We start from the raw sequence: 23,619 nt of genomic DNA, 5'->3' as shown, positions 1-23,619 counted from the left end.
GAACGCGCCGTGGGCGCACGTGCATGTGCGGACCTGCCCGCGTCGGGGCGCAGGAGTGGCGGGCGCTCCGCCCGGTACGGCTGTGACGGGTGTGGCGGGACCACGACACCTGACCAGCGCGCCTCCCACTACTTGTCGACACCGGGTCCTTACCGTCCGTTCTGACGCGCAGCCAACGAGCCCCTTCCCCGGGCCCGGCGCAATCGGACGGAGGTGGACGGTGCAGTCCACACGCACGACGACCCGGCGTCGCTCCCGCGCCGTCCTCGCCCTGGGAGCCACGCTCCTCGCAGTGGCCGCCGGGGTCCTGGCGCCGGCCCCCGCGGCAGCCGATCCCACGACGGCCGCCCAGGCGCAGCAGCTGATGCGGGACACCGCGCAGCAGCTGACCGTCATCGACGAGCAGCTGCACGAGGCGGAGCTGATCGTCGCCGAGCAGCAGCGGGTCGCCGACGAGGCGGCGGCGCAGGCCGCCGCGGCCCAGGAGGCGCTCGACGTCTTCGCGCCGCGGATCCGGGCCATCGCGCAGACCGGCTTCACCGGCAAGACCCAGTCCCGGGTCGCCGCGTTCATGACGAGCGAGTCCGCCGAGGAGCTCGTCCAGCAGATGACGACGCTGGACATGATCGCCGCGCACACCAACACCGTCGTCACCGAGGCCTCCCTCGCCCAGCGGGCGGCCGCCGAGGCCCAGGCGGTCGCCGACCAGGCCGGCGCCGCGGCGCGTGCCGGGCTCGAGCAGCTGCAGGCGCAGAAGGCCGAGGCCGAACAGAAGGCCGCCGCCTACCAGGCCGACTTCGCCCGCCTGTCGGCCGCCGAGCAGGCCGCCGTCACCACCGCCGTGGCCGGCCGCGCGATCCAGCCGCCGCGCGACCTCCCGATGCCCCCCGGTGCCGCCGGTGAGGCGATCCGCGTCGCGATGGCGCAGCTCGGCACGCCCTACCGGTACGGCGCCACCGGGCCCGACGCCTTCGACTGCTCCGGCCTCACGTCCTACGCCTACGCGGCCGCCGGGATCTCGCTCCCGCACTCCAGCCGCGCGCAGTCCTCCCTGGGCACCCAGGTGTCGCGGGCGGAGCTGCAGGCCGGCGACCTGGTGTTCTTCTACTCGCCGATCAGCCACGTGGGCCTCTACATCGGCAACGGGATGATGGTGCACGCCCGCACCTACGGCTCTCCCGTCGCCGTCACCAGCGTCGACCAGAGCGGGTTCCGCTTCGGCGTCCGGCTCGGCTGAGCCCTGCGCCCTCCTGGCACGATCCGGGCGTGACCGCCCGACCCGTCCCCGCGGAGCCGACGCTCCGGCCGGACGCCGTCGGGTTCCTCGACGCGCTGGTGATCGGCCTGGCGGCCACCTCTCCGGCGTACTCGCTGGCCGCCGTCCTGGGGCCGGTCGTGGCGCTGGTGGGCGTGCACGCCCCGGGCGTGCTGCTGGCCTCCTTCGTGCCCATGCTGCTCATCGCCGGCGCGTTCGCCGCGCTCAACCGCGTCGACCCCGACTGCGGGACGACGTTCTCGTGGGTCACCCGGGCGCTGGGGCCGTGGACCGGGTGGATCGGCGGCTGGGCGATCGCGATGACCGGCGTCCTGGTGCTGGGCTCGCTGGCCGAGGTCGGCGTCCGGTTCACCCTGCTGGCCCTGGAGCTGAATGCCGCGGCCGGGTCCACGCCGCTGGTCATGGGGCTCGCGGTCGGGCTGATCCTGCTCATGGCCTGGATCTGCGTCCGCGGCACGGAGCTGTCGGCCCGGCTGCAGAACGGGCTGATCCTCGCCCAGACCGCCGCGCTCGCCGTCTTCGCCGCCGTCGCCCTCGCGCGGGGCCTGCAGGGGGACAGCCCCTTCGGGGCGATCAGCCCCTCCTGGGAGTGGCTGGACCCCTTCGGCGCCGGTGGGGCGGGGCTGACCGGCGGCCTGCTGCTGGGCGTCTTCGCCTACTGGGGGTGGGAGTCGGCGGTCAACCTCACCGAGGAGACGACGAACCCGCGGACGGCGCCGGGGCGGGCCGCGGTGCTCTCCACGGTCGTGCTCCTGCTGACCTACCTCGGCGTGGCGACGGCGGTCGTCTCCTTCGCCGGCACCGGCTTCCTCGCGGGCAACGCCGACGAGGAGGAGGCGGTCGTCGCCCTGCTGTCGTCGGAGGTGCTCGGCGGCTGGGACTGGGTGGTCCTGGTCGCGGTCGCCACGTCTGCGATCGCCTCGACCCAGACGACGATCATCCCGGCCTCGCGCACCGGCCTGTCCATGGCCCGGCGCGGGGCGCTGCCACGGCGGTTCGCCTCGATCTCGCCCCCTCACCGCACGCCGGACGTCTCCACCTGGTGGGTGGCCGCGGTGGGGGTCGCCTGGTACGTCGTCGTGGGCCTGATCAGCGAGAACGCCCTCTACGACTCGCTCACCGGGCTGTCGCTGCTCATCGCGCTCTACTACGCCCTGACCGGCCTGGCCTGCGCCGTGTACTTCCGGCGCCGGCTGTTCGCCAGCACGCGCAACCTGCTGCTGCTGGGCGTCGGGCCGCTGGCCGGGGCCGGGATGCTGGCCTGGCTGCTGGTCCTCTCCGTCCGCGACCTCGCCGACGCGGGCAACAGCTACACCGGGCAGGCCTGGCTGGGCGTGGGACCGCCGTTGGTCATCGGGGTCGGGGTCATGGCCGCCGGCGTCGGGCTGATGCTCTGGTGGCGCCGGTGGGACACGGCGTTCTGGCGCGAGCGGGCGAGCACCGCCGAGGGGTGACCCTCAGTGCAGGCGCCGGCCCTCGGCCAGCAGCTGGACGAGGTCGGCGATCCGCTTCGCCCGGGTGGCCGGGGTGCTCGCCGTGTGCACCCGCCAGAGGACGGCGTAGCGGTTCTGGCCGTCGAGCGCGTCGTACGCCGTCCGGGCCGCGGGCTCGGCGTCCAGGGCCGCGGCCAGGTCGTCGGGCATCCCGATCGTGGCCGGGCCGGCGTAGGCGCGCTGCCACCGCCCGTCGGCCTTGGCCGCCTCGACGACCGCCAGCCCGGCCGGGCGCATCCTGCCCTCGGCCGTCAGCCGCTCCACGGTCGTGACGTTCTTCAGCGACCAGACGCTCCTCGGCCGCCGCGGGGTGATCCGCTGCAGGTAGAAGCGGTCGTCCAGCCGGTTCGCGCGGCCGTCGATCCAGCCGAAGCAGAGCAGCACCTCGACCATCTGCTCCCAGTTGATCGACGGGACGCCCGAGCCCTTCTTCGCCAGCCGCACGTACAGCCCCGGGGCGGTCAGGTGCTCGGCCTCCAGCCACGCCTCGAGCTCGGCCTGGTCGGCGAACGGCAGTACCGGGAATTCGGTCGGCAGCGTCACGGTGCCATCCTGCCGCCGGGGTCCGACGGTTTCGGAGTCCGTGCGCGCGGCTACCGGCGTCCCGGTGGCCGCACCGTGCGGCCCGGACGGGGAGGGCTCGTGGGCGACCGGGAACCGGGCCCCTCGGTGCTGTGGCTGGTGCGGCACGGCGAGAGCATGGGCAACGTCGCCGACGCGCAGGCGCAGCGGTCCGGGGCCGGCCGCCTGGACCTCGACGTCCGCGACCCCGACGTCCCGCTGTCGGACACCGGGCGCGCGCAGGCCGAGGCCCTCGGGCACCGGCTGGCCGCCCTGCCGGAGGGCGAGCGCCCCACGGTGGCGCTGAGCTCCCCGTTCACCCGTGCCCTGACCACGGCGCAGCTGGCCACGGCGGAACTCGGTATCCGCGTCCGCACCGACGAACGGCTGCGGGAGCGCGACTTCGGCATGTTCGACCGGATGACCGGCGCGGGCATCCGCGAGCAGTACCCGGACGAGGCGGCACGGCGGGAGCAGCTCGGCAAGTTCTACTACCGGCCGCCGGGCGGGGAGAGCTGGGCCGACGTCGCCCTCCGGATCCGCAGCCTGCTGGCGACCGAGGGCATGCGGCACGACTGCGAACGGCTGGTGGTCGTCGCGCACCAGGCGGTGATCATGGTCTTCCGGTACGTGCTGGAGGAGCTGACCGAGCAGGAACTGCTCGCCGTCGACCAGGAGGAGCAGGTCGCCAACGCCTCGCTGACCCGCTACGAGCGGGACGCCGACGGCGGCTTCCGGCTGGTCTCGTTCAACGAGGTCGACCACCTGCTCGCCGAGTCCGAGGACGTCACCGAGGAGCCCGATGCCGCACCGCAGTGAGCCGACGCTGGTCACCCCGGCGGTGCTGCGCGACTGGCCGCTGCCCGACCCGTCCGGTGGCAAGAACGCCCGCGGCTCGATCCTGGTGATCGGCGGCAGCACCGAGACCCTCGGCGCCGTGCTCCTGGCCGCGCAGGCCGCCATGCGCGCCGGGGCCGGGAAGCTGCAGGTCGCGACCGTGGCGTCGCTGGCCCCCTTCGCCGCGCAGGCGCTCCCGGAGGCGCTGGTGCGCGCCCTGCCGGAGACCGACGGCGGCGCCATCGACGTCGCGGCAGCGGACGCCGTCCGCGACCTGGCCGAGGGCGCCGACGCCGTCCTGATCGGCCCGGGGATGGCCGACCAGGAGGCGACCCGGGCCTTCGGCGAGCGGCTGCTGCCGCACCTGACCGGACCGCTGGCCCTCGATGCCCTGGGACTTGCTTGCGTCACCGCCGACGACTCGTGCCTGCACCACCTGGGCGGCCGGGTTGTGCTCACCCCGAACCCGACCGAGCTGGGGTACGCCCTGCATGCCTCCGAGGAGGAGATCGCGCGGGACCCCGGCGGCTGCGCGCTGACCCTGGCCGACCGGACGCGGGCCGTCGTCGGGCTGGGCGGGGCCACCTCCTGGATCGCGGGGCCGGACGGGCGGATCTGGCAGGACGAGAGCGGGACCGCGGGCCTCGGCGTCTCCGGCTCCGGCGACGTGCGGGCCGGCATCACCGGGGGGTTGCTGGCCCGCGGGGCCGATCCGGCGCAGGCGGCGGTCTGGGCGGCCTACCTGCACGGGCGGGCCGGGGAGCGGCTGGCCTCGTCCATCGGGCCGCAGGGTTTCCTCGCCCGCGAGCTGCCCGGGGAGGTGCCGGGGGCGCTGGCGGAGGTGGTGCCCTGAGCCGTGGACCGCGGGACGTACCGTGATCCCTCACCATCGATCGGCAGTACGGGAGGCCCTGGTGCACGTGGACGTGCTGGCTCGGGTGCAGGAGATCTACGCCGAGGTGCTCCGGCGCAACCCCGGCGAGAAGGAGTTCCACCAGGCCGTCAGGGAGGTCCTGGAGTCCCTCGCCGTCGTCCTCGGCCGGCACAGCGAGTACACCGAGATGAAGACGATCGAGCGGATCTGCGAGCCGGAGCGGCAGATCATCTTCCGCGTGCCCTGGCAGGACGACTCCGGCGAGGTGCACATCAACCGCGGTTTCCGGGTGGAGTTCAACTCCGCCCTGGGCCCCTACAAGGGCGGGCTGCGGTTCCACCCGTCGGTGAACCTGGGCATCGTCAAGTTCCTGGGCTTCGAGCAGATCTTCAAGAACGCCCTGACCGGGATGCCGATCGGCGGCGGCAAGGGCGGGTCGGACTTCGACCCCAAGGGCCGCTCGGACGCCGAGGTCATGCGGTTCTGCCAGTCGTTCATGACCGAGCTGTACCGGCACCTGGGCGAGTACACCGACGTGCCGGCCGGTGACATCGGCGTGGGGGCCCGCGAGATCGGCTTCCTCTTCGGCCAGTACAAGCGGATCACCAACCGCTACGAGTCCGGGGTGCTCACCGGCAAGGGGCTGGGCTGGGGCGGCGCGCTGGTGCGCACGGAGGCGACCGGCTACGGGGCCGCCTTCTTCGCCGACGAGATGATGCGGGCGCGGGGCGAGTCGTTCGACGGCCGGCGCTTCGTGATCAGCGGGTCGGGCAACGTCGCCGTCTACGGCATCGAGAAGGTGCACCAGCTCGGTGGCACGGTGGTGGCCTGCTCGGACTCCAGCGGCTACGTGGTCGACGAGAAGGGCATCGACCTCGACGTCCTCAAGCAGGTCAAGGAGCACGAGCGCGGCCGGATCAGCGAGTACGCCGACCGGGTCGGCACGGCGCACTTCGTCTCCAGGGGCAGCATCTGGGACGTCCCCTGCGAGGTCGCCATGCCCAGCGCCACGCAGAACGAGCTGGACGGCGAGGCGGCGCGGACCCTGGCCCGCAACGGCTGCCAGTACGTCGTCGAGGGGGCGAACATGCCCACCACCCCCGACGCGGTCGCCCTGTTCCGCGCGGCCGGCATCGGCTTCGCCCCGGGCAAGGCCGCCAACGCCGGCGGCGTGGCCACCTCGGCGCTGGAGATGCAGCAGAACGCGTCGCGGGACCGGTGGAGCTTCGAGCAGAGCGAGGCGAAGCTCGAGGAGATCATGCGCGGGATCCACGCGCGGTGCCACGAGACCGCCGAGGAGTACGGGACGCCGGGCGACCTGGTCCTGGGCGCCAACGTGGCCGGCTTCCTCCAGGTGGCCGAGGCGGTGCACGCGCACGGCCTGATCTGACGACGCCACTGTCAAGGGTGCTTGACAGTGGCGGCAGAGGGTGATGGTGTCCAGGTGTCAAGCTTCCTTGTCACCTAGGAGTACTTCCGTGCTGCTGCGCCACCTCGCCGCCGTGGTCACCGCCCTGGCGCTGGCCTCGGGCGTCGGCCTGCTCGCCGGCAGCTTCGGCGACGACCAGTTCTGGTTGCGGGCAGGGGTCTTCGCCGCCTGCTCCGTGCCACCCGCCTACGGGATCGGGTGGTTGCTCTTCGTGGCTCCCGCGATCCCCGAGGGACCGGTCACCCACGTCGAGGAGACGGTGGAGCACCAGTGGTGGCAGGAGAGCGCCACCGGGGCCTTCCTCGACATCATCGCCGTGGCCGGGATCGCCAGCTTCGCCCTGGCGGTCACCGATCTGCGCATCGAGGCGCAGAACCCGCTGGCCGCGCTCATCCTGCTCGGCTTCGCCGACGTCGCGGTGCGGTTCACCGTGCTGCGCAGACGGAACGCCTGAGTGCGCAACGACCTGGCCGACCGCCGGGCCGCCCGGGGCTGGTCGCAGGGGCGCCTGGCCGAGGAGCTCGGTGTCTCCCGGCAGACGGTGATCTCGCTGGAGAAGGGCCGGTTCGACCCCAGCCTCCCGCTGGCCTTCCGGATCGCGGCCCTGTTCGACTGCCGGATCGAGGACGTCTTCACCCCCGATGCGTCATGACCGCTCCGCGAGGCGCCCGGTGCGGTAAGCAGGACCCGGCACGGGACGGGCCCGTGGACCACGAGGAGGACGGCGTGCCCGACAACTACATCGCGGAACTGCCCTTCGGCGCACCGAAGATCGACGAGGACGCCTTCGTGGCGCCGACGGCGGTCGTGGTGGGCGCCGTGACGCTGGGGCCCCGCGCGAGCATCTGGTACGGCGCCGTCGCCCGGGCCGACCACGAGACCATCGAGATCGGCGAGGGCTCCAACGTCCAGGACGGCTGCACGCTGCACTCCGACCCCGGCTTCCCGCTGGTGGTCGGCCGGAACGTGACCGTGGGCCACCGCGTCGTCCTGCACGGCGCCCGGGTCGACGACGAGGTCCTGGTCGGCATGGGCAGCGTGGTCATGAACGGTGCGCACATCGGCTCGGGATCGATCGTCGCCGCCGGCGCCGTCGTCACCCAGGGCAAGCAGTTCCCGCCGCGGTCGGTGATCGCCGGGGTGCCGGCGAAGGTCGTGCGGGAGGCCAACGACGACGACCTGGCGCACATCCGGGGCAACGCGGCGGCGTACTACGACCGGCTGCCCGAGGCGCGCAAGGTGCGCCCCGTCGTCCGCCGCCCACTGCCGCCCGCGGGGATGGTCCCCGGCGACGCGCTCTCCTAGGGGGTTGCGCCCGGGCAGCGGAAGCCATGCCCATGGTCCCGGAGCCGGATCCGTGGACATGGCTCCGCGCCGGGCTCAGGGGCGGGCCGCCAGCCATTCCCGGAGGCCGGTCACCAGCCGGTCGACGTCGTCGGCGTCGGTGTAGGGCGCGAGCCCGACGCGCAGGCCGCCGGTGTCGCCGAGGCCGAGCCAGCGGCTGGCCTCGATCGCGTAGAACGACCCGGCGGGGGCGTTCACGCCCCGCTCGGCGAGGAAGCGGTAGGCGTCGGCGGGGTCGCGCCCGTCGAACGTGAGCAGCAGCGTCGGCGTCCGTTGCGCGGCCCTCGACCAGAGCCGGACGCCGGGGAGCGCGGCCAGCTCCGCCTCCAGCCGGACGCGCAGACCGTCCTCGTACTCCTCGAGCGCCGTCAGGGCGGCGACCAGCCGGTCCCGCCGGCTGCCCGACCCGGGCACCAGGCCGGCGAGGACGTCGATCGCCGCCGTCGTCCCGGCCATGAGCTCGTAGGGCAGGGTGCCCAGCTCGAACCGCTCCGGGACGTCGTCGGACGAGGGCAGCAGCTTGGCCGGGCGCAGGGTCTCCAGCAGCGGGGGGTCGGCGGCCAGGACGCCGCAGTGCGGGCCGAGGAACTTGTACGGCGAGCAGGTGTAGAGGTCGGCGCCCAGGGCGCGGACGTCGACCGGGGCGTGCGCGGTCAGGTGCACGCCGTCGACGGCGAGCAGCGCGCCGGCCGCGTGCACCCGCTCGGCGATCGCGGCCACCGGCGGCCGGGTGCCGATCAGGTTCGACGCCCCGGTGACGGCGACCAGCCTGGTGCGGTCGGTCAGGACCTCCGCGACGTCGTCGACGCCGAGCTCGCCGGTGGCCGGGTCGAACGCGGCCCAGCGGACGGTCGCACCGGCCGCCTCGGCCGCGATCACCCAGGGGCGGATGTTCGCGTCGTGGTCGAGCCGGGAGACGACGACCTCGTCGCCGGGCCCCCAGCCGGCCGCCAGCGCCCGGGACACCGCGAAGGTGAGCTCGGTGGCGCTGCGGCCGAACACGATGCCCCGCGGGTCGGCGCCCAGCAGGTCGGCCAGCGCCTGGCGGGTGCCGGTCACGACGTCGTCCGCCGCCCGTTCCGCCGCGGTGACCCGGCCGCGGTTGGCGATCGGGGAGGTCAGGGTGTCGGCGACAGCGCGCGCGACCGGCTCCGGGACCTGGGTGCCGCCCGGACCGTCGAAGTGGGCGGCACCGGCCTCCAGCGCGGGGAACAGCGCCCGGACGGCGGCGACGTCGTAGCTCATGGCTGCGACGCTACCGACGGCTCGAGCCATGCGAACTCGTGGCCATCACGTCCTGATCGCCACGAGATCGCAGGGTTCGCCGGCTAGGTGAGCAGGTCGCGGAGGAGCTTGCCGACGGCGTCGGTCTCGATCAGGAAGCCGTCGTGACCGTACGGCGAGGGGATCACCTGCAGCGGGACGCCCAGGCCGTCCGCGATCTCCTGCTGCAGCCCGATCGGGTACAGCCGGTCGCTGTCCACGCCCGCGACCACCGCCCGCGCGGTCACGCGGGCCAGCGCCGCCTCGACGCCACCCCGGCCGCGGCCGACGTCCCAGGTGTTCATCGCCTCGGTGAGCAGGACGTAGCTGCCGGCGTCGAACCGGCGGGCCAGCTTGTCCGCGTGGTGGTCGAGGTAGGAGGCGACGGCGAACCGCCCGTCCGCCTGCACCGTCGTGCCGAAGCGCTCGCCGAGCTCGAGCGCGCTCCGGTAGGTCAGGTGCGCGATCCGGCGGGCCACGCCCAGCCCGTCGGCCGGGGGATCGTCGAGGTCGTAGTCGCCGCCGGCCCATCGCGGGTCGGCCCGGACGGCGGCCTGCTGGGTGGTCTGGGTACCGATCTGGTCGGCGGTGGCCACCGCGCCGGAGGCCAGGACGAAGACCGTCGCCACCCGGTCGGGCAGGGCGACCGCCCACTCCAGGGCCCGCATGCCGCCCATCGAGCCGCCGACGACGCAGGCCCAGCGGTCGATGCCCAGGGCGTCGGCGAGGGCCGCCTCCACCCGCACCTGGTCGCCGACGGTCACCTCGGGGAACCGGGAGCCCCACCGCACGCCGTCGGGGGCCGGGGACGAGGGCCCGGTCGTCCCCTGGCAGCCGCCGAGGATGTTGGCGCAGACGACGAAGAACCGGTCGGTGTCCAGCGGCGCGCCCGGCCCGACCAGCCCGCTCCACCAGCCGGGTGTGGGGTGCCCGGGGCCGGCCGCGCCGACGACGTGGCTGTCACCGGTGAGGGCGTGCTCGACCAGGACGGCGTTGGAGGCGTCCGGCGCGAGCGTCCCCCACGTCTCGTAGGCCACGCGCACCGACGGCAGGACGCCGCCGCGCTCCGGAGCGAACGCGGGCAGGTCGAGGAAGACCCGGTCGCCGACCGGATCCCCCTCGACCCACCCGCCCATCCGTCGTCGCCTAGGCGGACTTCGCGGCGCGGAACCCGGCCTCGAGGTCGGCGATGATGTCGTCGATCCCCTCCAGGCCCACGGCCAGCCGGACCAGGCCCGGGGTCACGCCGGTGGTGAGCTGCTCCTCGTCGGTCAGCTGGGAGTGCGTGGTCGACGCCGGGTGGATGACCAGGCTGCGGACGTCGCCGATGTTGGCCACGTGGCTGTGCAGCTCCAGCGCCTCGACGAACTTCTGGCCCGCCTCGCGGCCACCGTGCAGTTCGAAGGTCAGCACCGCACCGGCGCCCTTGGGCGCGTACTTCTGCTGCGCGGCGTGCCACGGCGAGGACTCCAGCGCCGGGTAGTTCACCCGGTCCACCGCGTCGTGGCCCTCCAGGAACCGCGCCACCTTCGTGGCGTTCTCGACGTGCCGCTCGAGGCGCAGCGACAGCGTCTCGATGCCCTGGACGACCAGGAACGCGTTGAACGGGGAGATCGCCGGGCCGAGGTCGCGCAGCAGCTGGACGCGGGCCTTCAGCGCGTAGGCGGGCGCGCCGAGGTCCTTGTAGACGACGCCGTTGTACGTCGGGTCCGGGGTGGTGAAGCCCGGGTGCTTGCCGCCGGCCCAGTCGAACGTGCCGCCGTCCACGATCAGCCCGGCGATCGCCGTGCCGTGGCCGCCCAGGTACTTGGTGGCGGAGTGCACGACGACGTCGGCGCCGAACTCGAACGGCCGGATCAGGTAGGGCGTGGCGATGGTGTTGTCCACGATCAGCGGAACGCCGTTGCGGTGCGCCACCCCGGCGACGGTCTCGATGTCGAGGATGTCGCCCTTGGGGTTGCCGATCGTCTCGCCGAAGAACGCCTTGGTGTTGTCCCGCACCAGCGCCTGCCACGCCTCCGGGTCGTCGGGGTCCTCGACGAAGGAGACCGTGACGCCGAGCTTGGGCAGCGAGTGGTGCAGCAGGTTGTAGGTGCCGCCGTACAGCGAGGCGGAGGCGACGACGTGGTCCCCGGCCTCGGCGACGTTGAGGATCGACAGCGTCGTCGCGGACTGCCCGCTGGCGACGGCCAGCGCGGCGACACCGCCCTCGAGCGAGGCCACGCGCTGCTCCAGCGCGTCCTGCGTCGGGTTCATGATCCGGGTGTAGATGTTGCCCATCTCGGCCAGCGCGAAGAGGTCCGCGGCGTGCTTGCTGTCGCGGAACTGGTAGGCGGTGGTCGCGTAGATGGGCAGCGCGCGGGCGCCGGTGGTGGGATCGGGGCTGGTGCCGGCGTGGATCTGCCGGGTCTCGAAACTCCAGCTCTGCGGATCGGTCATTGCGCCGTCTCCTGTCGCTCGCGGGAGATCCCGCGGCGCGCAGGAACTCCGTCCTTGCCGGGCGGCGGTCGCCGTCCGACCGGCTCTTCCCCTGGAGCACCTCAGACGGAGTTGAGGTTGCCGGGCAGCCAGCCAGGTGCTTGTCGCTGCCTCTCGTGAGCCACCGCCGATCCTAGGACGCGCGATCACAGGCGTCACACTGGCCCCCGTGCGCGTGACCATCCGGGTGCGGCCCGGCGCCGGGCGGACCGTCGTGGGCGGCGAGCACGACGGCGCCCTGGTGGTCCGGGTCGCGGCCCGGGCGGTGGACGGCAAGGCGACGGACGCGGCGCTCGCCGCCGTCGCGCAGGCCTTCGGGGTCCGGCGGTCGTCCGTCGTGCTGGTCACCGGGGCGACCTCGCGCACCAAGGTCGTCGACGTCGACGGCGCCACCCCCGAGCGGCTACGGGCGCTGTCCGCCGGCGAGTGACCGGACCGCGTCGCGGATCTCCGGCAGGGTCAGGGCCATGGTGGCGTCGCCGACCGCCAGCTCCACCCGCTGCACGGCCGGGTCCCCCGTCGCCGCCGGCCGCTCCCAGGTCCACAGCCCACCCTCGGCGAGCGCACGGGCGCCGGCCCGGAACTCGTCGGCGCCGGTGCGCAGCAGCAGGTGCAGCATCGGCGTCTGCGGCGGGTCGGGGACGACGGTGACGCCGGGCAGGTCGCGCACCGTGGCGGCGATCTCGCGGGCCCGCTCCAGGTAGCCGGCCATGAGTGGGAGGCGGCGGCGCAGGCAGCTCAGCGCCGAGGCGGCGCCGGGCCACAGGCCGAACAGGGTGCCGCCCATCCGCTTCCGCCACTCGCGGACCTCGGCCACGACGTCGACCGGGCCGGCCAGGCAGCACCCGGGGAGCGCCCCGAGGGCCTTGTAGAAGCTCACGTAGGTGGTGTCGAACAGCGCCGCGACGTCGGCCGGCGGGCGCCCGTAGCCCGCGGCCGCCTCCCACAGGCGGGCGCCGTCCAGGTGTGCGGCGGCGCCGCGGTCACGCGCCCAGGCGACCTGGGCGAGGAGGTCGTCCCAGGGCGGCAGCTGCCCGCCGAGGTCGCGCTGGGGCAGCTCCACGACCAGGGCGGCGGGCGGTTCGGCGACCGGCTCCAGGTCGGCCCGGAGCAGCAACCGGTCCCGGTCACCGGTCGGGCGGCCGATCAGGCCCTGCAGCCGCTCCAGCGCCCGGCCCTCGTGCCGCTCGAGGTGGCACTCGGGGTGGTGGACGACGGTGCGCCGGCCCCGCCGGTCGGCGTGCACCCGGAGCGCCGACTGCTGCGCCATGACCCCGCTCGGCAGGTACACCGCGGCCGGCAGCCCGAGCACCGCGGCCACCTCCTCCTCCAGCTCGGCCACGACGCCGCCGTCGCCGTACCGGTCCGTCACGGTGTCGGCGGGGATGCTCGCGAGCAGGTCGGCGGCGCTCTGCGGGCCGTGCCCGGTCAGTGCGCGGTCGCAGGCCCGGCGGAGGGTGTCCATGTCGTGCACGCCGCCAGTCTGGTGTGCCGGTGCTCCGGGGAGGGTGTCGGTCCGGTCGACGGGAGGGACGGGGCAGGCTGTCCCCGTGCGCGCGCTGCTCTTCGAGTCCTTCGCCGGTCCGCTGTCGGTGCGGGAGGTGCCGGAGCCGGCGCCGCCGGCGGGCGGCGTCGTCGTCCGCGTCGCGGCCAGCGGCCTCTGCCGCAGCGACTGGCACGCCTGGCAGGGCCACGACCCCGACGTCGTCCTGCCGCACGTGCCGGGGCACGAGCTGGCGGGCACCGTCGCGGCGGTCGGCGACGGGGTCCGGCGCTGGCGGGCCGGTGACCGGGTGACCGTGCCGTTCGTCAACGCCTGCGGGCGGTGCACCCAGTGCGCGGCGGGCGAGCACCAGGTGTGCGTGCGCCAGACCCAGCCCGGGTTCACCCACTGGGGGTCGCTGGCGGAGTTCGTCGCCCTGGACGCCGCCGACGTCAACCTGGTCGCCGTGCCCGAGGCGCTCGACCTCGCCACCGCCGCGGCGCTGGGCTGCCGCTACGCCACCGCCTTCCGGGCCGTCACGCAGGTGGCCCGGGTGCGGGCGGGGGAGTGGGTGGCGGTGCACGGCTGCGGCGGGGTCGGGCTCTCCGCCGTGCAGATCGCGGTCGCCGCCGGCGCGCGGGTCGTCGCCGTCGACGTGTCGGCCGATGCGCTGGAACTGGCCCGCGGGCTCGGCGCGGAGCAGGTGGTGCGCGCGGCCGACGACGTGCCGGCGGCGGTCCACGCGCTGACGTCCGGCGGTGCGCACGTCTCGCTCGACGCCCTGGGCTCGCCGGTCACCTGCGCGAACTCGGTCCGCTGCCTGCGCCCCCGTGGCCGGCACGTGCAGGTGGGGCTGCTGCCTCCCGGACAGGGGCGGGCGGAGGTGCCCATGGAACGGGTGCTCGCCCTGGAGCTGCAGGTGCTCGGCAGCCACGGCATGGCCGCGCACGCCTATCCCGAGCTGCTCGGGCTCGTCGCGGCCGGCCGGCTCGACCCCGGCCGGCTGATCACCCGCGAGCTCCCGCTCGACGACGCGCCCGCCGCGCTGGCCGCGATCGGCCGCCGCCCGGGGATCGCCGTGGTCACCTCGTTCTGAGGCGTCAGCCCGGCGCGTCCCCCGTGCCGGTGCCCGTGCCGCCGTCCGTTCCCGTGCCGCCGTCCGTGCCGGTGCCCGTCCCCTCGTCGGGCGCCGACGTCGTCGGGGTGTCCTCGTCCGGCGTGGTGTCCCGCGGCGTGGTCGTCGAGCCGGTGGGCGTCCGGGTGGAGGGCGTCGTCGTCCCGGGGGTGGTGGGCGTCGGCTCGGCGGGCTCCTCGGTCGGCGTCGGCTCCGGGACGTCGGGGGTCTCCGCCGGCTGCTCCGTCTGCGTGTCGCTCGTCGGTGCCGGTCCGGGGGAATCCGGGCGGATGTTGAGGTACAGCGTCCCGATGGCCAGGAAGAGCACGGACAGCACCACCGTGGACGTGCGCGCGCGGCCCAGGTGCGAGGGGATCCGGGAGCGGAACGAGGAGCCGGGCCGGTCGGTGGTGGAGTCCGCACGGACCTCGGGCTGCTGCACCGTCGGCTGCTCGGCCGTGGGCCGGCGGTCGTGGTCGCTCACGAGTCCCCCTCCTGCGCCTGCTCGCCGTCGGCCGCGACGCTGGGCGCCGTCGGCACCTTCATGCCCTGGCTGCGGAAGGCCTGGACGACGCGGGCGCGCAGGTCGCGGCCCACCTCGAACTGCTTGCCCGGCAGCGTGCGGGCGACCACCCGGACGTTCACCTGCTCGAGGTCGAGGCTCTCCACCCCCATGACGCTGGGCGGGTCGAGCAGCAGGGGCCGCAGCGCGGGGTCGCGGAAGGCCTCCCGGCCCACCTCGCGCAGCACCTCGTTGACCCGGTTGATGTCGACGCTGGTCGGCACCGGCACGTCGACGACCGCCCGGGCCCAGTCGCGGGAGAGGTTGGTGACCTTGACGATCTGCCCGTTCGGCACGGTGAGGACCTCGCCGTCGGCGGAGCGGACGCGGGTGATCCGCAGCGTCACGTCCTCGACCGTGCCGGCAGCGGGCTCCATCCCACCCAGCACCTGGATGGCGACGACGTCCCCGAAACCGTACTGCCGCTCGGTGATGATGAAGAACCCGGCCAGGACGTCGCCGACGATCCGCTGCGCGCCGAAGCCGAGCCCGACGCCCAGCACCGTGGCGGGCGCCACCAGCCCGGTGATCGGCACCCCGAGCCGGTCGAGCACGAAGAACACGGCGATCGAGTAGATGAGGACGACGGCGGCCCAGGTCAGCACCTGGGTCAGCGAGTGCCGGTGCTTGGCCGCCTCGGTCCGGACGAGGGCGTCACCGCCGGTGTACCGCGCGTCGATCCGGTCGGTGATCCGGCCGCCCGCCCAGGAGACGAGTCGGGCCAGCAGCACCGAGCCGATGATGATCAGCACGACCTCGAGACCGCGGCCGGACAGCCAGTCCCGCAGCTCGATCAGCGCGTCCATGCCGCTCCCGCTCCTCGATCCGTCGTCCTGCCCACTGTGGCCGGTCGGTCCGGCCGGCGCCACACCGTCATCGGGGCTCCACGAACAGTGACTGCGCGGAGCGGCCGATGGCGCCCTCGGCGTCGAAGAGGACCGCCGTGCACTGCGCCGCACCGCTGCCGCCCAGGGTGGTGACGGCGTCCATCCCGACCCACTCCCCGCGCGGGGCCCGGTGCAGGGAGACGATCAGGTCGACGTTGGCGAACGTCGCCGTGGTCCAGTCCAGCTCCGCCGAGATGCCGCTCGCCGCGTCGGTCATGACGAGCAGGTGCTGCAGTGGCGTCATGGGTTCCCCGGCGACCAGGCTGCACCGCGGGGTCGTCCACGCCGAGGCCGGGCCGGGGGCGTTGAAGCTGCCGGTGGGGAACCGCCAGTCCAGCGCCCGGTGGTAGGCGACGTCGGTGCTGAAGAAGGCGGCCTGCTCGCTGCGGCTGTCCTCCGGCCCGGCCGCGGCCGGGTGCGGTGCCGGCGTCGGAGGGGCGGCGCCGTCGGGCCGGGTCCGCATCCGCCAGGCCGACAGCCGCATCAGCGGCCGCTCGTCGCCCGCGGTGAGCACGGTCTCCACCAGCTCGATCCGCCGTCCGGGGCGGACCACCGAGGACCGGAGGCGGACCGGCCCGACCGGGACGGGCGCGAAGATGTCGTAGGCCAGCCGGACCGTCTGCCCGCCCTCGATGCCGCCGGCCCGCTCGGCCTCGCGCAGCAGCAGCGCTGCCGGCGGCCCGGCGTGCTGCAGGCCGGCGTCCCACGGGCCGATGGTCAGCGCCGTGGCCAGGTAGCCGTCGTCCGTGGGCTCGTAGAGGGCAGCGGGCAGATCCATGGGCTGCAGTCTGACCGCTCCTCCACACGGTGGATTCGTCGGGTGGTCGAGGTTTGGACGGTCGCGATGCGGTCACGGGAATGTGCGCCCGACCGGTGTCCTGGAGCAGGGTGGACCGCGCCGCGCCCCCTCCGGGCCGCAATCAGATCCCGATCGTCGACCGTGAACGGAGATGCGTCGCTCCCGACGCCACACCACTGTGACGACTACCCCGACCGACCCGACCGCAGCCGCCGAGGAGCCCGCCTCCTCCCGCCGCCGCCGCCGCCCGCACCCCGCTCTGGCCGAGCCGCCCGCGTCCGCCGCCGACGACAGTCGCGGCCTGGACACGGTCGTCTTCGGCGTGTCCGGGGTGCTCGCCCTCGCATTCGTCGCGTGGGGCTTCTTCTCCCCCACCGGCCTGGGGGACGCCAGCAGCTCCGCGCTCACCTGGATCGAGCGGAACCTGGGCTGGTTCTTCGTCCTGCTCGCCTCGGCCGTCGTCGTCTACATCCTGTGGCTGGCGGCCAGCAAGTACGGCCGGATCCCGCTGGGTCGCGACGGCGAGCCGCCGGAGTTCCGCACGATCAGCTGGGTCGCGATGATGTTCAGCGCCGGGATGGGCATCGGCCTGATGTTCTTCGGGGTCGCCGAGCCGCTGGCGCACTACGTGTCACCGCCGCCGGGCACGGTGGCCGGCGAGACGGACGAGGCCGTCACGACGGCGATGGCCACCACGCTGTTCCACTGGACGCTGCACCCGTGGGCGCTCTACGCCCTGGTCGGCCTCGCGGTGGCCTACGGCACCTACCGGCGGGGGCGCTCCCAGCTGCTGTCCTCGGCGTTCACCCCGCTGCTCGGGCGGAAGGCGACCGACGGGCCGGCCGGCAAGGTCATCGACGTCCTCGCCATCTTCGCCACGCTGTTCGGCACCGCGGCCTCGCTCGGCCTCGGCGCGCTGCAGATCGGCAGCGGGCTGGAGATCATCGGCTGGGTCGGCGAGGCCGGCAACGCCGTCGTGGTGGGCGTGCTGGCCGTGCTGACCGCGGCGTTCGTCGCCTCGGCCTTCTCCGGGATCGCCCGGGGCATCCAGTGGCTCTCCAACATCAACGTCGTGCTCGCGTTCGTCCTGGCGTTCTTCGTCTTCCTCGTCGGCCCGACCGTGCTGATCCTCAACCTGGTGCCGACCGCGCTGGGCGCCTACTTCGGCGACCTGGCCGACATGGCGGCCCGCACCGAGGCCGTCGGCGGCGACGCGATGGCCACCTGGCTGTCCGGGTGGACGGTCTTCTACTGGGCGTGGTGGATCTCCTGGACGCCGTTCGTCGGCGTCTTCATCGCCCGGATCAGCCGGGGCCGCACCATCCGCGAGTTCGTGACCGGCGTGCTGCTCGTCCCGAGCGTGGTCACGCTGTTCTGGTTCGCCGTCTTCGGCGGCTCCGCCCTGTCGGCTCAGCAGGACGGGGTCGACCTGGCCGGCGCGGCCAGCGAGGAGGCCCAGCTCTTCGGGCTGCTCGAGACGCTCCCCTGGACCGGCGTCATGACGGTCATCGTGATGCTGCTCGTGGCCATCTTCTTCGTGACCGGCGCCGACTCCGCCTCGATCGTCATGGCGTCGCTGTCCGAACGGGGCAACCGGGAGCCGTCGTCGAAGATCGTCATCTTCTGGGGCGTGCTGACCGGCGGCGTGGCGGCGGTGATGCTGCTCTCCGGGGGCGATGTCGGCCTGCAGGGCCTGCGGAACCTCACGATCATCGGCGCGCTGCCGTTCGCCATCGTGATCGCCGGCCTGGCGGTGTCGCTCACCCGGGACATCCGGCACGACCCGATCATGCTGCGCCGCACGGCCGCGCTGGAGGCCGTCCGGCAGGCCGTGGTGGACGGGATCAGCCGGCACGGGGACGACTTCTCCCTCGTGGTGGAGCCGTCCGACGGCTCGGGCACCTCGCCCGGGGAGGCGGCGCGCCGCGAGACCTCCGACGGCACGGCGGGTGTCGAGGACGTCGGCTCGCCGATCCCCCCGCGTGGTGCGGATCCGGCAGCCGACGGGCGGCCGACCCAGTAGGTGGCTAGGGGCGTAGGCGGCTAGGGGCGCGACGGGGACTACATTGCCGTCGTGCCCCGCACCGCCCGCCCCGCGCTCGGCTACGGCCTCACCCTGGCCGCGGCGGGCTTCTTCGCCGTCAACGGCACCGTGTCGGCGCTCGCGCTCGAGGCCGGCATCTCCGCTCCCCGGCTGACCGCCCTCCGGTGCACCGGGGCGGCCGTGGGCCTGCTCGCCGTGCTCCTGGTGGTCTCCCCGGGGCGGCTGCGGGTGAGCCGCCGGGAGCTCCCGCTGCTGGCCGTCCTCGGCGTCATCGGCATCGCCATGACGCAGTACCTCTTCTACGTGGCCATCGGCCGGCTGCCGGTGGGCATCGCGCTGGTGTTCGAGTTCACCGGGACGGTGTTCATCGCCCTCTACGTCTGGCTGGTGCGCAGGGAGAAGGTGCGCAGTCGGGTGTGGCTGGCCCTGGTGCTGTCCCTGTCGGGGCTGGCGCTGGTCACCGAGATCTGGACGGGTGGCGGCTCGCTGGACGCGGTGGGCGTCGCGGCCGGCCTCGGGGCGGCCCTCGCCCTGGCCACCTACTACCTCATCGGCGAGCGCGGCACCGTCACCCGCGACCCGGTCACCCTCACCTGCTGGGCCTTCGTCGCCGCGGCGGTCTTCTGGGCGGTGGCCGCGCCGTGGTGGCAGTTCGACGCCGGCGTGCTCGCCCGCAGCGTGCCCGTCTCGATCGGCTCGCTGGAGCTGCCGCTCTGGGTCCTCGTCGCCTGGATCGCGGTGATGGGCGCGATCATGCCGTTCTGGCTGTCCATCGCGGCGCTGCGCCACCTGCCGCCGACGGCCGCCGGGCTGGTGGCCACGGCCGAGCCCGTGCTCGCCTCCGTGGTCGCCTGGCTGTGGGTGGAGCAGGTGCTCTCCGGCTGGCAGATCGTCGGCGGCGCCGTCGTCCTCACCGGCATCCTGCTCGCCCAGACGGCGCGCACCGCCCCCTCACCGACACCGATGGGCGAGACCCCCGCCGCGCTGTCCAGCTGACGGGCGTCCTGCGGTCGATCAGGAGCCCGGCCGGCTCAACCGGGGAGAGCGGCGTCGATCTCCGCCAGGAAGCGGGCCCGCAGGGTCGCCGGCAGCCAGGCGGTCTCGAAGGCGTTCCGGGCGAGGGTGGCGATCTCCTCGATGGTCAGCGGAGTCTCCTGGTGCACCCGTGCGAGGCACTCGGCGACGTAGCCGTCGAAGTACGCCGGGTCGTCGGAGTGGACGCTGACCAGCACGCCGGCGTCGAGCAGCCGCTTGGTGGCGCCCTCCCAGGCGGAGCCGCGCACGAAGCCGTTGGAGATCGGGCAGACCGTGAGCCCGATGCCCCGCTCGACGACCTCGGCGAGCAGCGTCGGATCGTCCAGGACGTTCACGCCGTGGTCGATCCGGTCGACCCCGATGACGTCCAGCGCCTGCCGGATGTGGTCCAGCGTGCCGGGCTGGTCCAGGTCGCAGTGCATGGTGAGCAGGTAGCCCTCGGCCCGCGCCCTGGCGAAGACCTTCTCGAACTTGACCGGCGGGTTGCCGCGCTCGTCGGAGTCCAGCCCCACGCCGATGATCCAGTCCCGGTGCGGCAGCGACTCCATCAGGGTGGCCATGGCGTACTCGGCGGAGAAGTCGCGGAGGAAGCACATGATCAGTTCCGCGTGCAGGTCGAGCGTGCGCCGTGCGTCGACGACCGCCCGGCGCAGCCCGCGGACGACGGTGCCGAACTCCACACCGCGTGACGTGTGTGCCTGGGGGTCGAAGAAGATCTCGGCGTAGCGCACGTTCTGCGCCGCGGCCCGGGTGAAGTACGCGGTCGCCAGGTCGTAGAAGTCCTGCTCGGTGACCAGCACCTGCATGTTGCGGTAGTAGCCCACCAGGAAGCTGGTGAGGTCGTGGAACGGGCTCTCGCGCCGCATCTCCTCGGCGTGGGCGTAGGGCATCTCGATGCCGTTCCGCCGGGCGAGCTCGAAGACGAGCTCGCCCTCGAGCGTTCCCTCGATGTGCAGGTGGAGCTCGCACTTGGGCACCTCGGCGATGAACCTCGCCACGTCCGTGTCGCTGTCGCTGTCGCCGGCCATGGTCGGACTCTGCCATCGCCGGCCCCGCGTGAGGAGGGGTGGTGCCCCTCGGTTCAGCGCAGTCGGCGCACCGGGACGACCATCGGCGTGCCGGCCACGGGGTCGGGCACGATCCGCGCCTCCAGGTCGAAGACGTCGGCCAGCAACCGCTCGGTGAGCACCTCGCCCGGGCGGCCGGACGCGACCAGGTCGCCGTCCTTCATGGCGATCAGCCGGTGGGCGTAGCGGGCGGCCAGGTTGAGGTCGTGCAGGACGACGACGACGGTACGGCCGCGCTCGGCGTGCAGCCGGCTGACCAGCTCGAGGACGTCGATCTGGTGCGACAGGTCGAGGTAGGTCGTCGGCTCGTCGAGCAGCAGCAGGTCGGTGCCCTGGGCCAGGGCCATGGAGATCCAGGCGCGCTGCCGCTGGCCGCCGGAGAGCTCGTCCACCGGCCGGTCGGCCAGCCCCGCCATGTCCGTCCAGGCCAGCGCTTCGGCGACGACCGCCTCGTCGTCCCGGGACCACTGCCGCAGCCAGGTCTGGTGCGGGTGCCGCCCACGGGCGACCAGGTCGGCGACGGTCAACCCCTCGGGCGCGATCGGGGCCTGGGGCAGCAGGCCGAGCACCTTGGCGACGTCCCGGGTCGGCGTCCGCGCGATCGACTGCCCGTCCAGCAGCACCCGCCCGCCGGTGGGGCGCATCAGCCGGCCGAGCGCGCGCAGCAGCGTGGACTTGCCGCAGCCGTTCGGGCCGACGATCGCGGTGAACGAACCCTCGGTGAGCTGCAGGTCCAGGTCCCGGACGACGACGCGGTCGTCGTAGGCGAGGGTGACCTGCTCGGCGGCCAGCCGGACCGGGCCGGCCGGTGGCGGGGCCACCGGCCGGTCCAGGACGGGGTTCTCCCGGAGCACGTGGTCGAGGGTCACAGCCGGATCGTCCTCATGTGAACTGCCGCCTTCCGCGGACGAGGAGCCAGAGCAGGTACGGGGCGCCGAGGACGGCGGTGAGGATGCCCACGGGCAGGGCCTGGGGCAGCACCGTGCGGGTGACCAGGTCGGCGCCGACCACCAGCACGGCGCCGAGCAGCCCCGAGGCCAGCAGCGGCGGCCGGGAGCCCCCGGTGAGGCGGAGGGCGATCTGCGGCACCACGAGCGCGACGAAGGTGATCGGGCCGGCCGCCGACACGGCGAAGGCGACGCACCCGATGGCGATCAGGACGACGGCGGCCTGCGCGGTCTGCAGCCGCACGCCGAGCCCGCGGGCGGTGTCGTCGCCGAACTGGAGGACGCCGAGGGCCCGGCTGGCCCCCAGCGCGAGCGGGAGGAGCACGACCAGGGCCACCGCGAGGGGGGCGGCGTCGTCCCAGGTCCGGGCGTTCAGCGAGCCGGTGATCCAGACGTAGGCCGCCGCCGCGTCGTAGATCTCGGCGTGGGTCAGCAGCCAGTCGACCAGGGCGGTGCTCACCGACCACAGGGCGATGCCGATGAGCACCAGCCGGTAGCCGTCGATGCCGGCCCGCCAGGTGAGCCCGAACAGCAGGACCCCGACCAGCAGCGCGCCCAGGAGCGCGGCGAGCGGGATGCCGAGGGTGGCCAGCGCCCCGCCGAAGGCCCCGCCGGAGCTGAGCACGATGGCCGCGACCGCGCCCACCGAGGCGCCCATCGTGATGCCGAGCGTGTCCGGGGAGGCCAGCGGGTTGCGGGCGAAGGTCTGGAAGAGCGCGCCGGCGACGCCGAGGGCCAGGCCGACCAGGAGGCCCACCACGACTCGGGGGGCGCGCAGCTCGAGGATGATGAAGTCCTGCGTGCCGTCGCCCAGCCCGGCCAGGGTGCGCAGCACGTCCGGGACGCCGATCGGGAAGTCGCCGCGGCCCAGGCTGACCGCCGACAGCAGCACCAGGACGACGACCGCGGTCAGCGGCACGACCAGCTGCCGCCAGCGCACGATGCCCGAGACGCGGCCGATCCGGACGACGGTGCCCGTCCGCGCCGTGGTCGCCGGCGGGTCGATGGCGGGGGCGCTCACAGGCCGGCCGTCTTCCGCCGGCGGACCAGGGCGATGAAGAACGGGGCGCCGATCAGGGCCAGCACGATGCCGACCTGCAGCTCGCCGGGGCGGGCGACGATCCGCCCGACCACGTCCGCGGTCAGCAGCAGGACGGCGCCGGCCAGGGCGGACCCGGGGACCAGCCAGCGGTGGTCGGGGCCGGTGACGGCCCGGACGGCGTGCGGCACGACCAGCCCGACGAAGGCGATGGGGCCGCAGGCCGCGGTCGCGGCGCCGGCCAGCAGGGTGATCGACGCCAGCCCCACCGTGCGGGCCAGCCAGATGCGCTGCCCCAGCCCGCGGGCGACGTCCTCCCCGAGGCCGAGCAGGTTGAGCGCGGGGGCGTTGGCCAGGGCCAGCAGCAGGCCCAGGGCGATGAACGGCGCGACCTGCCACGCGACGTCGGCGTCCCGGCCGGCCAGCGCGCCCACCACCCAGAACCGGAAGGAGTCCAGCGTCTGCTGGTCGCTGACCAGCACGGCCCGCACCAGGCCGTACATCAGTGCCGACAGCGCGGCGCCGGCCAGCGCCAGCGTGACCGGGGTGGCGCCGCCGCGGCCGGCGGATCCGATCGCGTAGACGAGGACGGTGCCGACCAGGGCGCCGAGGAAGGCGAACCAGACGTAGCCCGACGGCGTGCCGATGCCCAGGAGCACGATCGAGAGGACGACGGCGAGGCTGGCCCCGGCCGTGACGCCCAGCAGGCCGGGGTCGCCCAGTGGATTGCGGGTGTGGCCCTGCATCAGGGCGCCGGCCACGCCGAGCGCGATGCCGACCATCAGCCCGAGCACGGTGCGCGGTACGCGCAGCTGCCGGACGATCACCGCCTCCTCGCTGCTCAGGCCGCTGTCGAACAGCACCTGCCAGACCTCGCCGAGCCCGATGGCGCGGGTGCCGATCGCGATGCTCGCCAGGCAGGCGGCCAGCGTCAGCACGACGAGGACGAGCAGCGCGATCCAGCGGGACGACCGTCCCAGCCGCCGCGGTCCGGACGCAGCTGCCCCGGAGCCCCGCACGGGGGCGACGGTCGCGGTCACGTGCGGCTCCGGGGGACGTCGGACGAGAAAGAAAGGCTTACCTTACC

General features: G+C 74.3%; 24 protein-coding genes and 1 riboswitch. Of the genes, 12 read left to right on the top strand and 12 right to left on the bottom strand.

The annotated features are described in order from the left end of the window. The first annotated feature begins 220 nt into the window (after nucleotides 1-220). Entirely contained in the window at nucleotides 221-1,237 is a 1,017-nt protein-coding gene (locus tag BM142_RS13825; protein WP_092199725.1) for a C40 family peptidase, read from the top strand. Nucleotides 1,238-1,266: 29 nt separating this feature from the next. After that, entirely contained in the window at nucleotides 1,267-2,730 is a 1,464-nt protein-coding gene (locus BM142_RS13820) for an APC family permease (RefSeq protein WP_175527268.1), read from the top strand. A 3-nt stretch (nucleotides 2,731-2,733) separates the two neighbouring features. Here BM142_RS13820 and BM142_RS13815 read toward each other — a convergent pair whose 3' ends face one another. Further along, nucleotides 2,734-3,312, bottom strand: a complete 579-nt coding sequence (locus BM142_RS13815; protein WP_092199720.1) for a YdeI/OmpD-associated family protein — start codon at nucleotides 3,310-3,312, stop codon at nucleotides 2,734-2,736. Nucleotides 3,313-3,411: 99 nt separating this feature from the next. On the opposite strand from BM142_RS13815, the gene BM142_RS13810 reads away from it, so the two are divergent. The 6 genes from BM142_RS13810 (at nucleotide 3,412) to BM142_RS13785 (ending at nucleotide 7,775) form a co-directional block, all read left to right on the top strand. Beyond that, nucleotides 3,412-4,149, top strand: coding sequence for a histidine phosphatase family protein (locus BM142_RS13810; RefSeq protein WP_254790921.1), 738 nt, complete (start codon nucleotides 3,412-3,414; stop codon nucleotides 4,147-4,149). Further along, complete coding sequence (locus BM142_RS13805) at nucleotides 4,133-5,020, top strand: NAD(P)H-hydrate dehydratase (RefSeq protein WP_092199717.1); 888 nt, start codon at nucleotides 4,133-4,135, stop codon at nucleotides 5,018-5,020. Before BM142_RS13810 ends, BM142_RS13805 begins: the two co-directional genes overlap by 17 nt. A 61-nt stretch (nucleotides 5,021-5,081) precedes the next feature. Then, on the top strand, nucleotides 5,082-6,431 hold the full coding sequence (gene gdhA, locus BM142_RS13800) for an NADP-specific glutamate dehydrogenase (RefSeq protein WP_217640715.1): 1,350 nt from the start codon (nucleotides 5,082-5,084) through the stop codon (nucleotides 6,429-6,431). An 88-nt stretch (nucleotides 6,432-6,519) separates the two neighbouring features. Next, on the top strand, nucleotides 6,520-6,924 hold the full coding sequence (locus tag BM142_RS13795; RefSeq protein ID WP_092199714.1) for a hypothetical protein: 405 nt from the start codon (nucleotides 6,520-6,522) through the stop codon (nucleotides 6,922-6,924). Next, nucleotides 6,925-7,122 (top strand): helix-turn-helix transcriptional regulator, encoded by a 198-nt coding sequence (locus BM142_RS13790; RefSeq protein ID WP_092199711.1) that lies wholly within the window; start codon nucleotides 6,925-6,927, stop codon nucleotides 7,120-7,122. A 53-nt stretch (nucleotides 7,123-7,175) separates the two neighbouring features. Further along, nucleotides 7,176-7,775, top strand: coding sequence for a gamma carbonic anhydrase family protein (locus BM142_RS13785; protein ID WP_254790919.1), 600 nt, complete (start codon nucleotides 7,176-7,178; stop codon nucleotides 7,773-7,775). Between the two features lie 75 nt (nucleotides 7,776-7,850). Here the strand turns inward: BM142_RS13785 and BM142_RS13780 are convergent, their stop codons facing one another. The 3 genes from BM142_RS13780 to BM142_RS13770 all read right to left on the bottom strand — a co-directional run bounded on the left by BM142_RS13780 (nucleotide 7,851) and on the right by BM142_RS13770 (nucleotide 11,516). Then, nucleotides 7,851-9,059, bottom strand: a complete 1,209-nt coding sequence (locus BM142_RS13780) for a cysteine desulfurase-like protein (protein WP_092199705.1) — start codon at nucleotides 9,057-9,059, stop codon at nucleotides 7,851-7,853. An 83-nt stretch (nucleotides 9,060-9,142) separates the two neighbouring features. Next, on the bottom strand, nucleotides 9,143-10,213 hold the full coding sequence (gene metX, locus BM142_RS13775; protein ID WP_092199702.1) for a homoserine O-acetyltransferase MetX: 1,071 nt from the start codon (nucleotides 10,211-10,213) through the stop codon (nucleotides 9,143-9,145). Nucleotides 10,214-10,223: 10 nt separating this feature from the next. Then, entirely contained in the window at nucleotides 10,224-11,516 is a 1,293-nt protein-coding gene (locus tag BM142_RS13770; protein ID WP_092199699.1) for a bifunctional o-acetylhomoserine/o-acetylserine sulfhydrylase, read from the bottom strand. A gap of 45 nt (nucleotides 11,517-11,561) precedes the next feature. Then, nucleotides 11,562-11,677, bottom strand: a riboswitch (SAM riboswitch). A gap of 47 nt (nucleotides 11,678-11,724) precedes the next feature. On the opposite strand from BM142_RS13770, the gene BM142_RS13765 reads away from it, so the two are divergent. Continuing rightward, nucleotides 11,725-11,985, top strand: coding sequence for a DUF167 domain-containing protein (locus tag BM142_RS13765; RefSeq protein ID WP_092199696.1), 261 nt, complete (start codon nucleotides 11,725-11,727; stop codon nucleotides 11,983-11,985). Here the strand turns inward: BM142_RS13765 and BM142_RS13760 are convergent. Then, nucleotides 11,959-13,020 (bottom strand): threonine aldolase family protein, encoded by a 1,062-nt coding sequence (locus BM142_RS13760; protein ID WP_254790949.1) that lies wholly within the window; start codon nucleotides 13,018-13,020, stop codon nucleotides 11,959-11,961. The two genes, BM142_RS13765 and BM142_RS13760, sit on opposite strands and share 27 nt — an antisense overlap. Nucleotides 13,021-13,105: 85 nt before the next feature. On the opposite strand from BM142_RS13760, the gene BM142_RS13755 reads away from it, so the two are divergent. After that, nucleotides 13,106-14,134 carry a zinc-binding dehydrogenase gene (locus tag BM142_RS13755; RefSeq protein WP_092199690.1) on the top strand — a complete coding sequence of 343 codons (1,029 nt, stop codon included), beginning with the start codon at nucleotides 13,106-13,108 and terminating at the stop codon, nucleotides 14,132-14,134. 4 nt (nucleotides 14,135-14,138) lie between these two features. Here BM142_RS13755 and BM142_RS13750 read toward each other — a convergent pair whose 3' ends face one another. From BM142_RS13750 to BM142_RS13740, 3 genes are all read right to left on the bottom strand, one after another. Beyond that, nucleotides 14,139-14,636, bottom strand: a complete 498-nt coding sequence (locus BM142_RS13750) for a hypothetical protein (RefSeq protein WP_092199687.1) — start codon at nucleotides 14,634-14,636, stop codon at nucleotides 14,139-14,141. Beyond that, nucleotides 14,633-15,520, bottom strand: a complete 888-nt coding sequence (locus tag BM142_RS13745; RefSeq protein ID WP_092199684.1) for a mechanosensitive ion channel family protein — start codon at nucleotides 15,518-15,520, stop codon at nucleotides 14,633-14,635. Before BM142_RS13745 ends, BM142_RS13750 begins: the two co-directional genes overlap by 4 nt. Nucleotides 15,521-15,587: 67 nt before the next feature. Next, a complete protein-coding gene (locus BM142_RS13740; protein WP_092199681.1) occupies nucleotides 15,588-16,379 on the bottom strand; it encodes a thioesterase family protein in 792 nt (263 codons plus the stop codon). Between the two features lie 199 nt (nucleotides 16,380-16,578). Here BM142_RS13740 and BM142_RS13735 point away from each other — a divergent pair, with 199 nt between their 5' ends. Together BM142_RS13735 and BM142_RS13730 are read left to right on the top strand one after the other, a co-directional pair. After that, a complete protein-coding gene (locus BM142_RS13735) occupies nucleotides 16,579-18,423 on the top strand; it encodes a BCCT family transporter (RefSeq protein ID WP_254790917.1) in 1,845 nt (614 codons plus the stop codon). 51 nt (nucleotides 18,424-18,474) lie between these two features. Beyond that, the gene (locus tag BM142_RS13730; protein ID WP_092199676.1) at nucleotides 18,475-19,440 is read left to right on the top strand and encodes an EamA family transporter; all 966 of its coding nucleotides are present in this window, start codon (nucleotides 18,475-18,477) and stop codon (nucleotides 19,438-19,440) included. Between the two features lie 35 nt (nucleotides 19,441-19,475). On the opposite strand, the gene add is transcribed toward BM142_RS13730, so the two are convergent. Genes add through BM142_RS13710 form a run of 4 tightly spaced genes read right to left on the bottom strand, consistent with a single transcriptional unit; the run spans nucleotide 19,476 to nucleotide 23,572 of the window. Further along, nucleotides 19,476-20,507: an adenosine deaminase gene (gene add, locus BM142_RS13725; RefSeq protein ID WP_092199673.1), complete on the bottom strand. Its 1,032-nt coding sequence runs from the start codon at nucleotides 20,505-20,507 to the stop codon at nucleotides 19,476-19,478. Between the two features lie 53 nt (nucleotides 20,508-20,560). Next, nucleotides 20,561-21,415 carry an ABC transporter ATP-binding protein gene (locus BM142_RS13720; RefSeq protein ID WP_254790915.1) on the bottom strand — a complete coding sequence of 285 codons (855 nt, stop codon included), beginning with the start codon at nucleotides 21,413-21,415 and terminating at the stop codon, nucleotides 20,561-20,563. A 13-nt stretch (nucleotides 21,416-21,428) separates the two neighbouring features. Continuing rightward, nucleotides 21,429-22,514 carry a FecCD family ABC transporter permease gene (locus BM142_RS13715; protein WP_092199670.1) on the bottom strand — a complete coding sequence of 362 codons (1,086 nt, stop codon included), beginning with the start codon at nucleotides 22,512-22,514 and terminating at the stop codon, nucleotides 21,429-21,431. Continuing rightward, on the bottom strand, nucleotides 22,511-23,572 hold the full coding sequence (locus BM142_RS13710) for a FecCD family ABC transporter permease (protein WP_254790913.1): 1,062 nt from the start codon (nucleotides 23,570-23,572) through the stop codon (nucleotides 22,511-22,513). Before BM142_RS13710 ends, BM142_RS13715 begins: the two co-directional genes overlap by 4 nt. Nucleotides 23,573-23,619 lie beyond the last annotated feature (47 nt).

It is taken from the genome of Blastococcus tunisiensis (assembly GCF_900112815.1).
Taxonomy (GTDB): domain Bacteria; phylum Actinomycetota; class Actinomycetes; order Mycobacteriales; family Geodermatophilaceae; genus Blastococcus_B; species Blastococcus_B tunisiensis.
This window is presented reverse-complemented; position numbering and strand designations above follow the sequence as displayed.

What these genes read in the sequence shown, in the direction of transcription:
- BM142_RS13805 (WP_092199717.1), top strand. Translation starts at nt 4,133, where the DNA reads ATGCCGCACCGCAGTGAGCCGACGCTGGTCACCCCGGCGGTGCTGCGC.
- BM142_RS13780 (WP_092199705.1), bottom strand. Translation starts at nt 9,059, where the DNA reads ATGAGCTACGACGTCGCCGCCGTCCGGGCGCTGTTCCCCGCGCTGGAG.
- metX (WP_092199702.1), bottom strand. Translation starts at nt 10,213, where the DNA reads ATGGGCGGGTGGGTCGAGGGGGATCCGGTCGGCGACCGGGTCTTCCTC.
- BM142_RS13770 (WP_092199699.1), bottom strand. Translation starts at nt 11,516, where the DNA reads ATGACCGATCCGCAGAGCTGGAGTTTCGAGACCCGGCAGATCCACGCC.
- BM142_RS13760 (WP_254790949.1), bottom strand. Translation starts at nt 13,020, where the DNA reads ATGGACACCCTCCGCCGGGCCTGCGACCGCGCACTGACCGGGCACGGC.
- BM142_RS13745 (WP_092199684.1), bottom strand. Translation starts at nt 15,520, where the DNA reads ATGGACGCGCTGATCGAGCTGCGGGACTGGCTGTCCGGCCGCGGTCTC.
- BM142_RS13740 (WP_092199681.1), bottom strand. Translation starts at nt 16,379, where the DNA reads ATGGATCTGCCCGCTGCCCTCTACGAGCCCACGGACGACGGCTACCTG.
- add (WP_092199673.1), bottom strand. Translation starts at nt 20,507, where the DNA reads ATGGCCGGCGACAGCGACAGCGACACGGACGTGGCGAGGTTCATCGCC.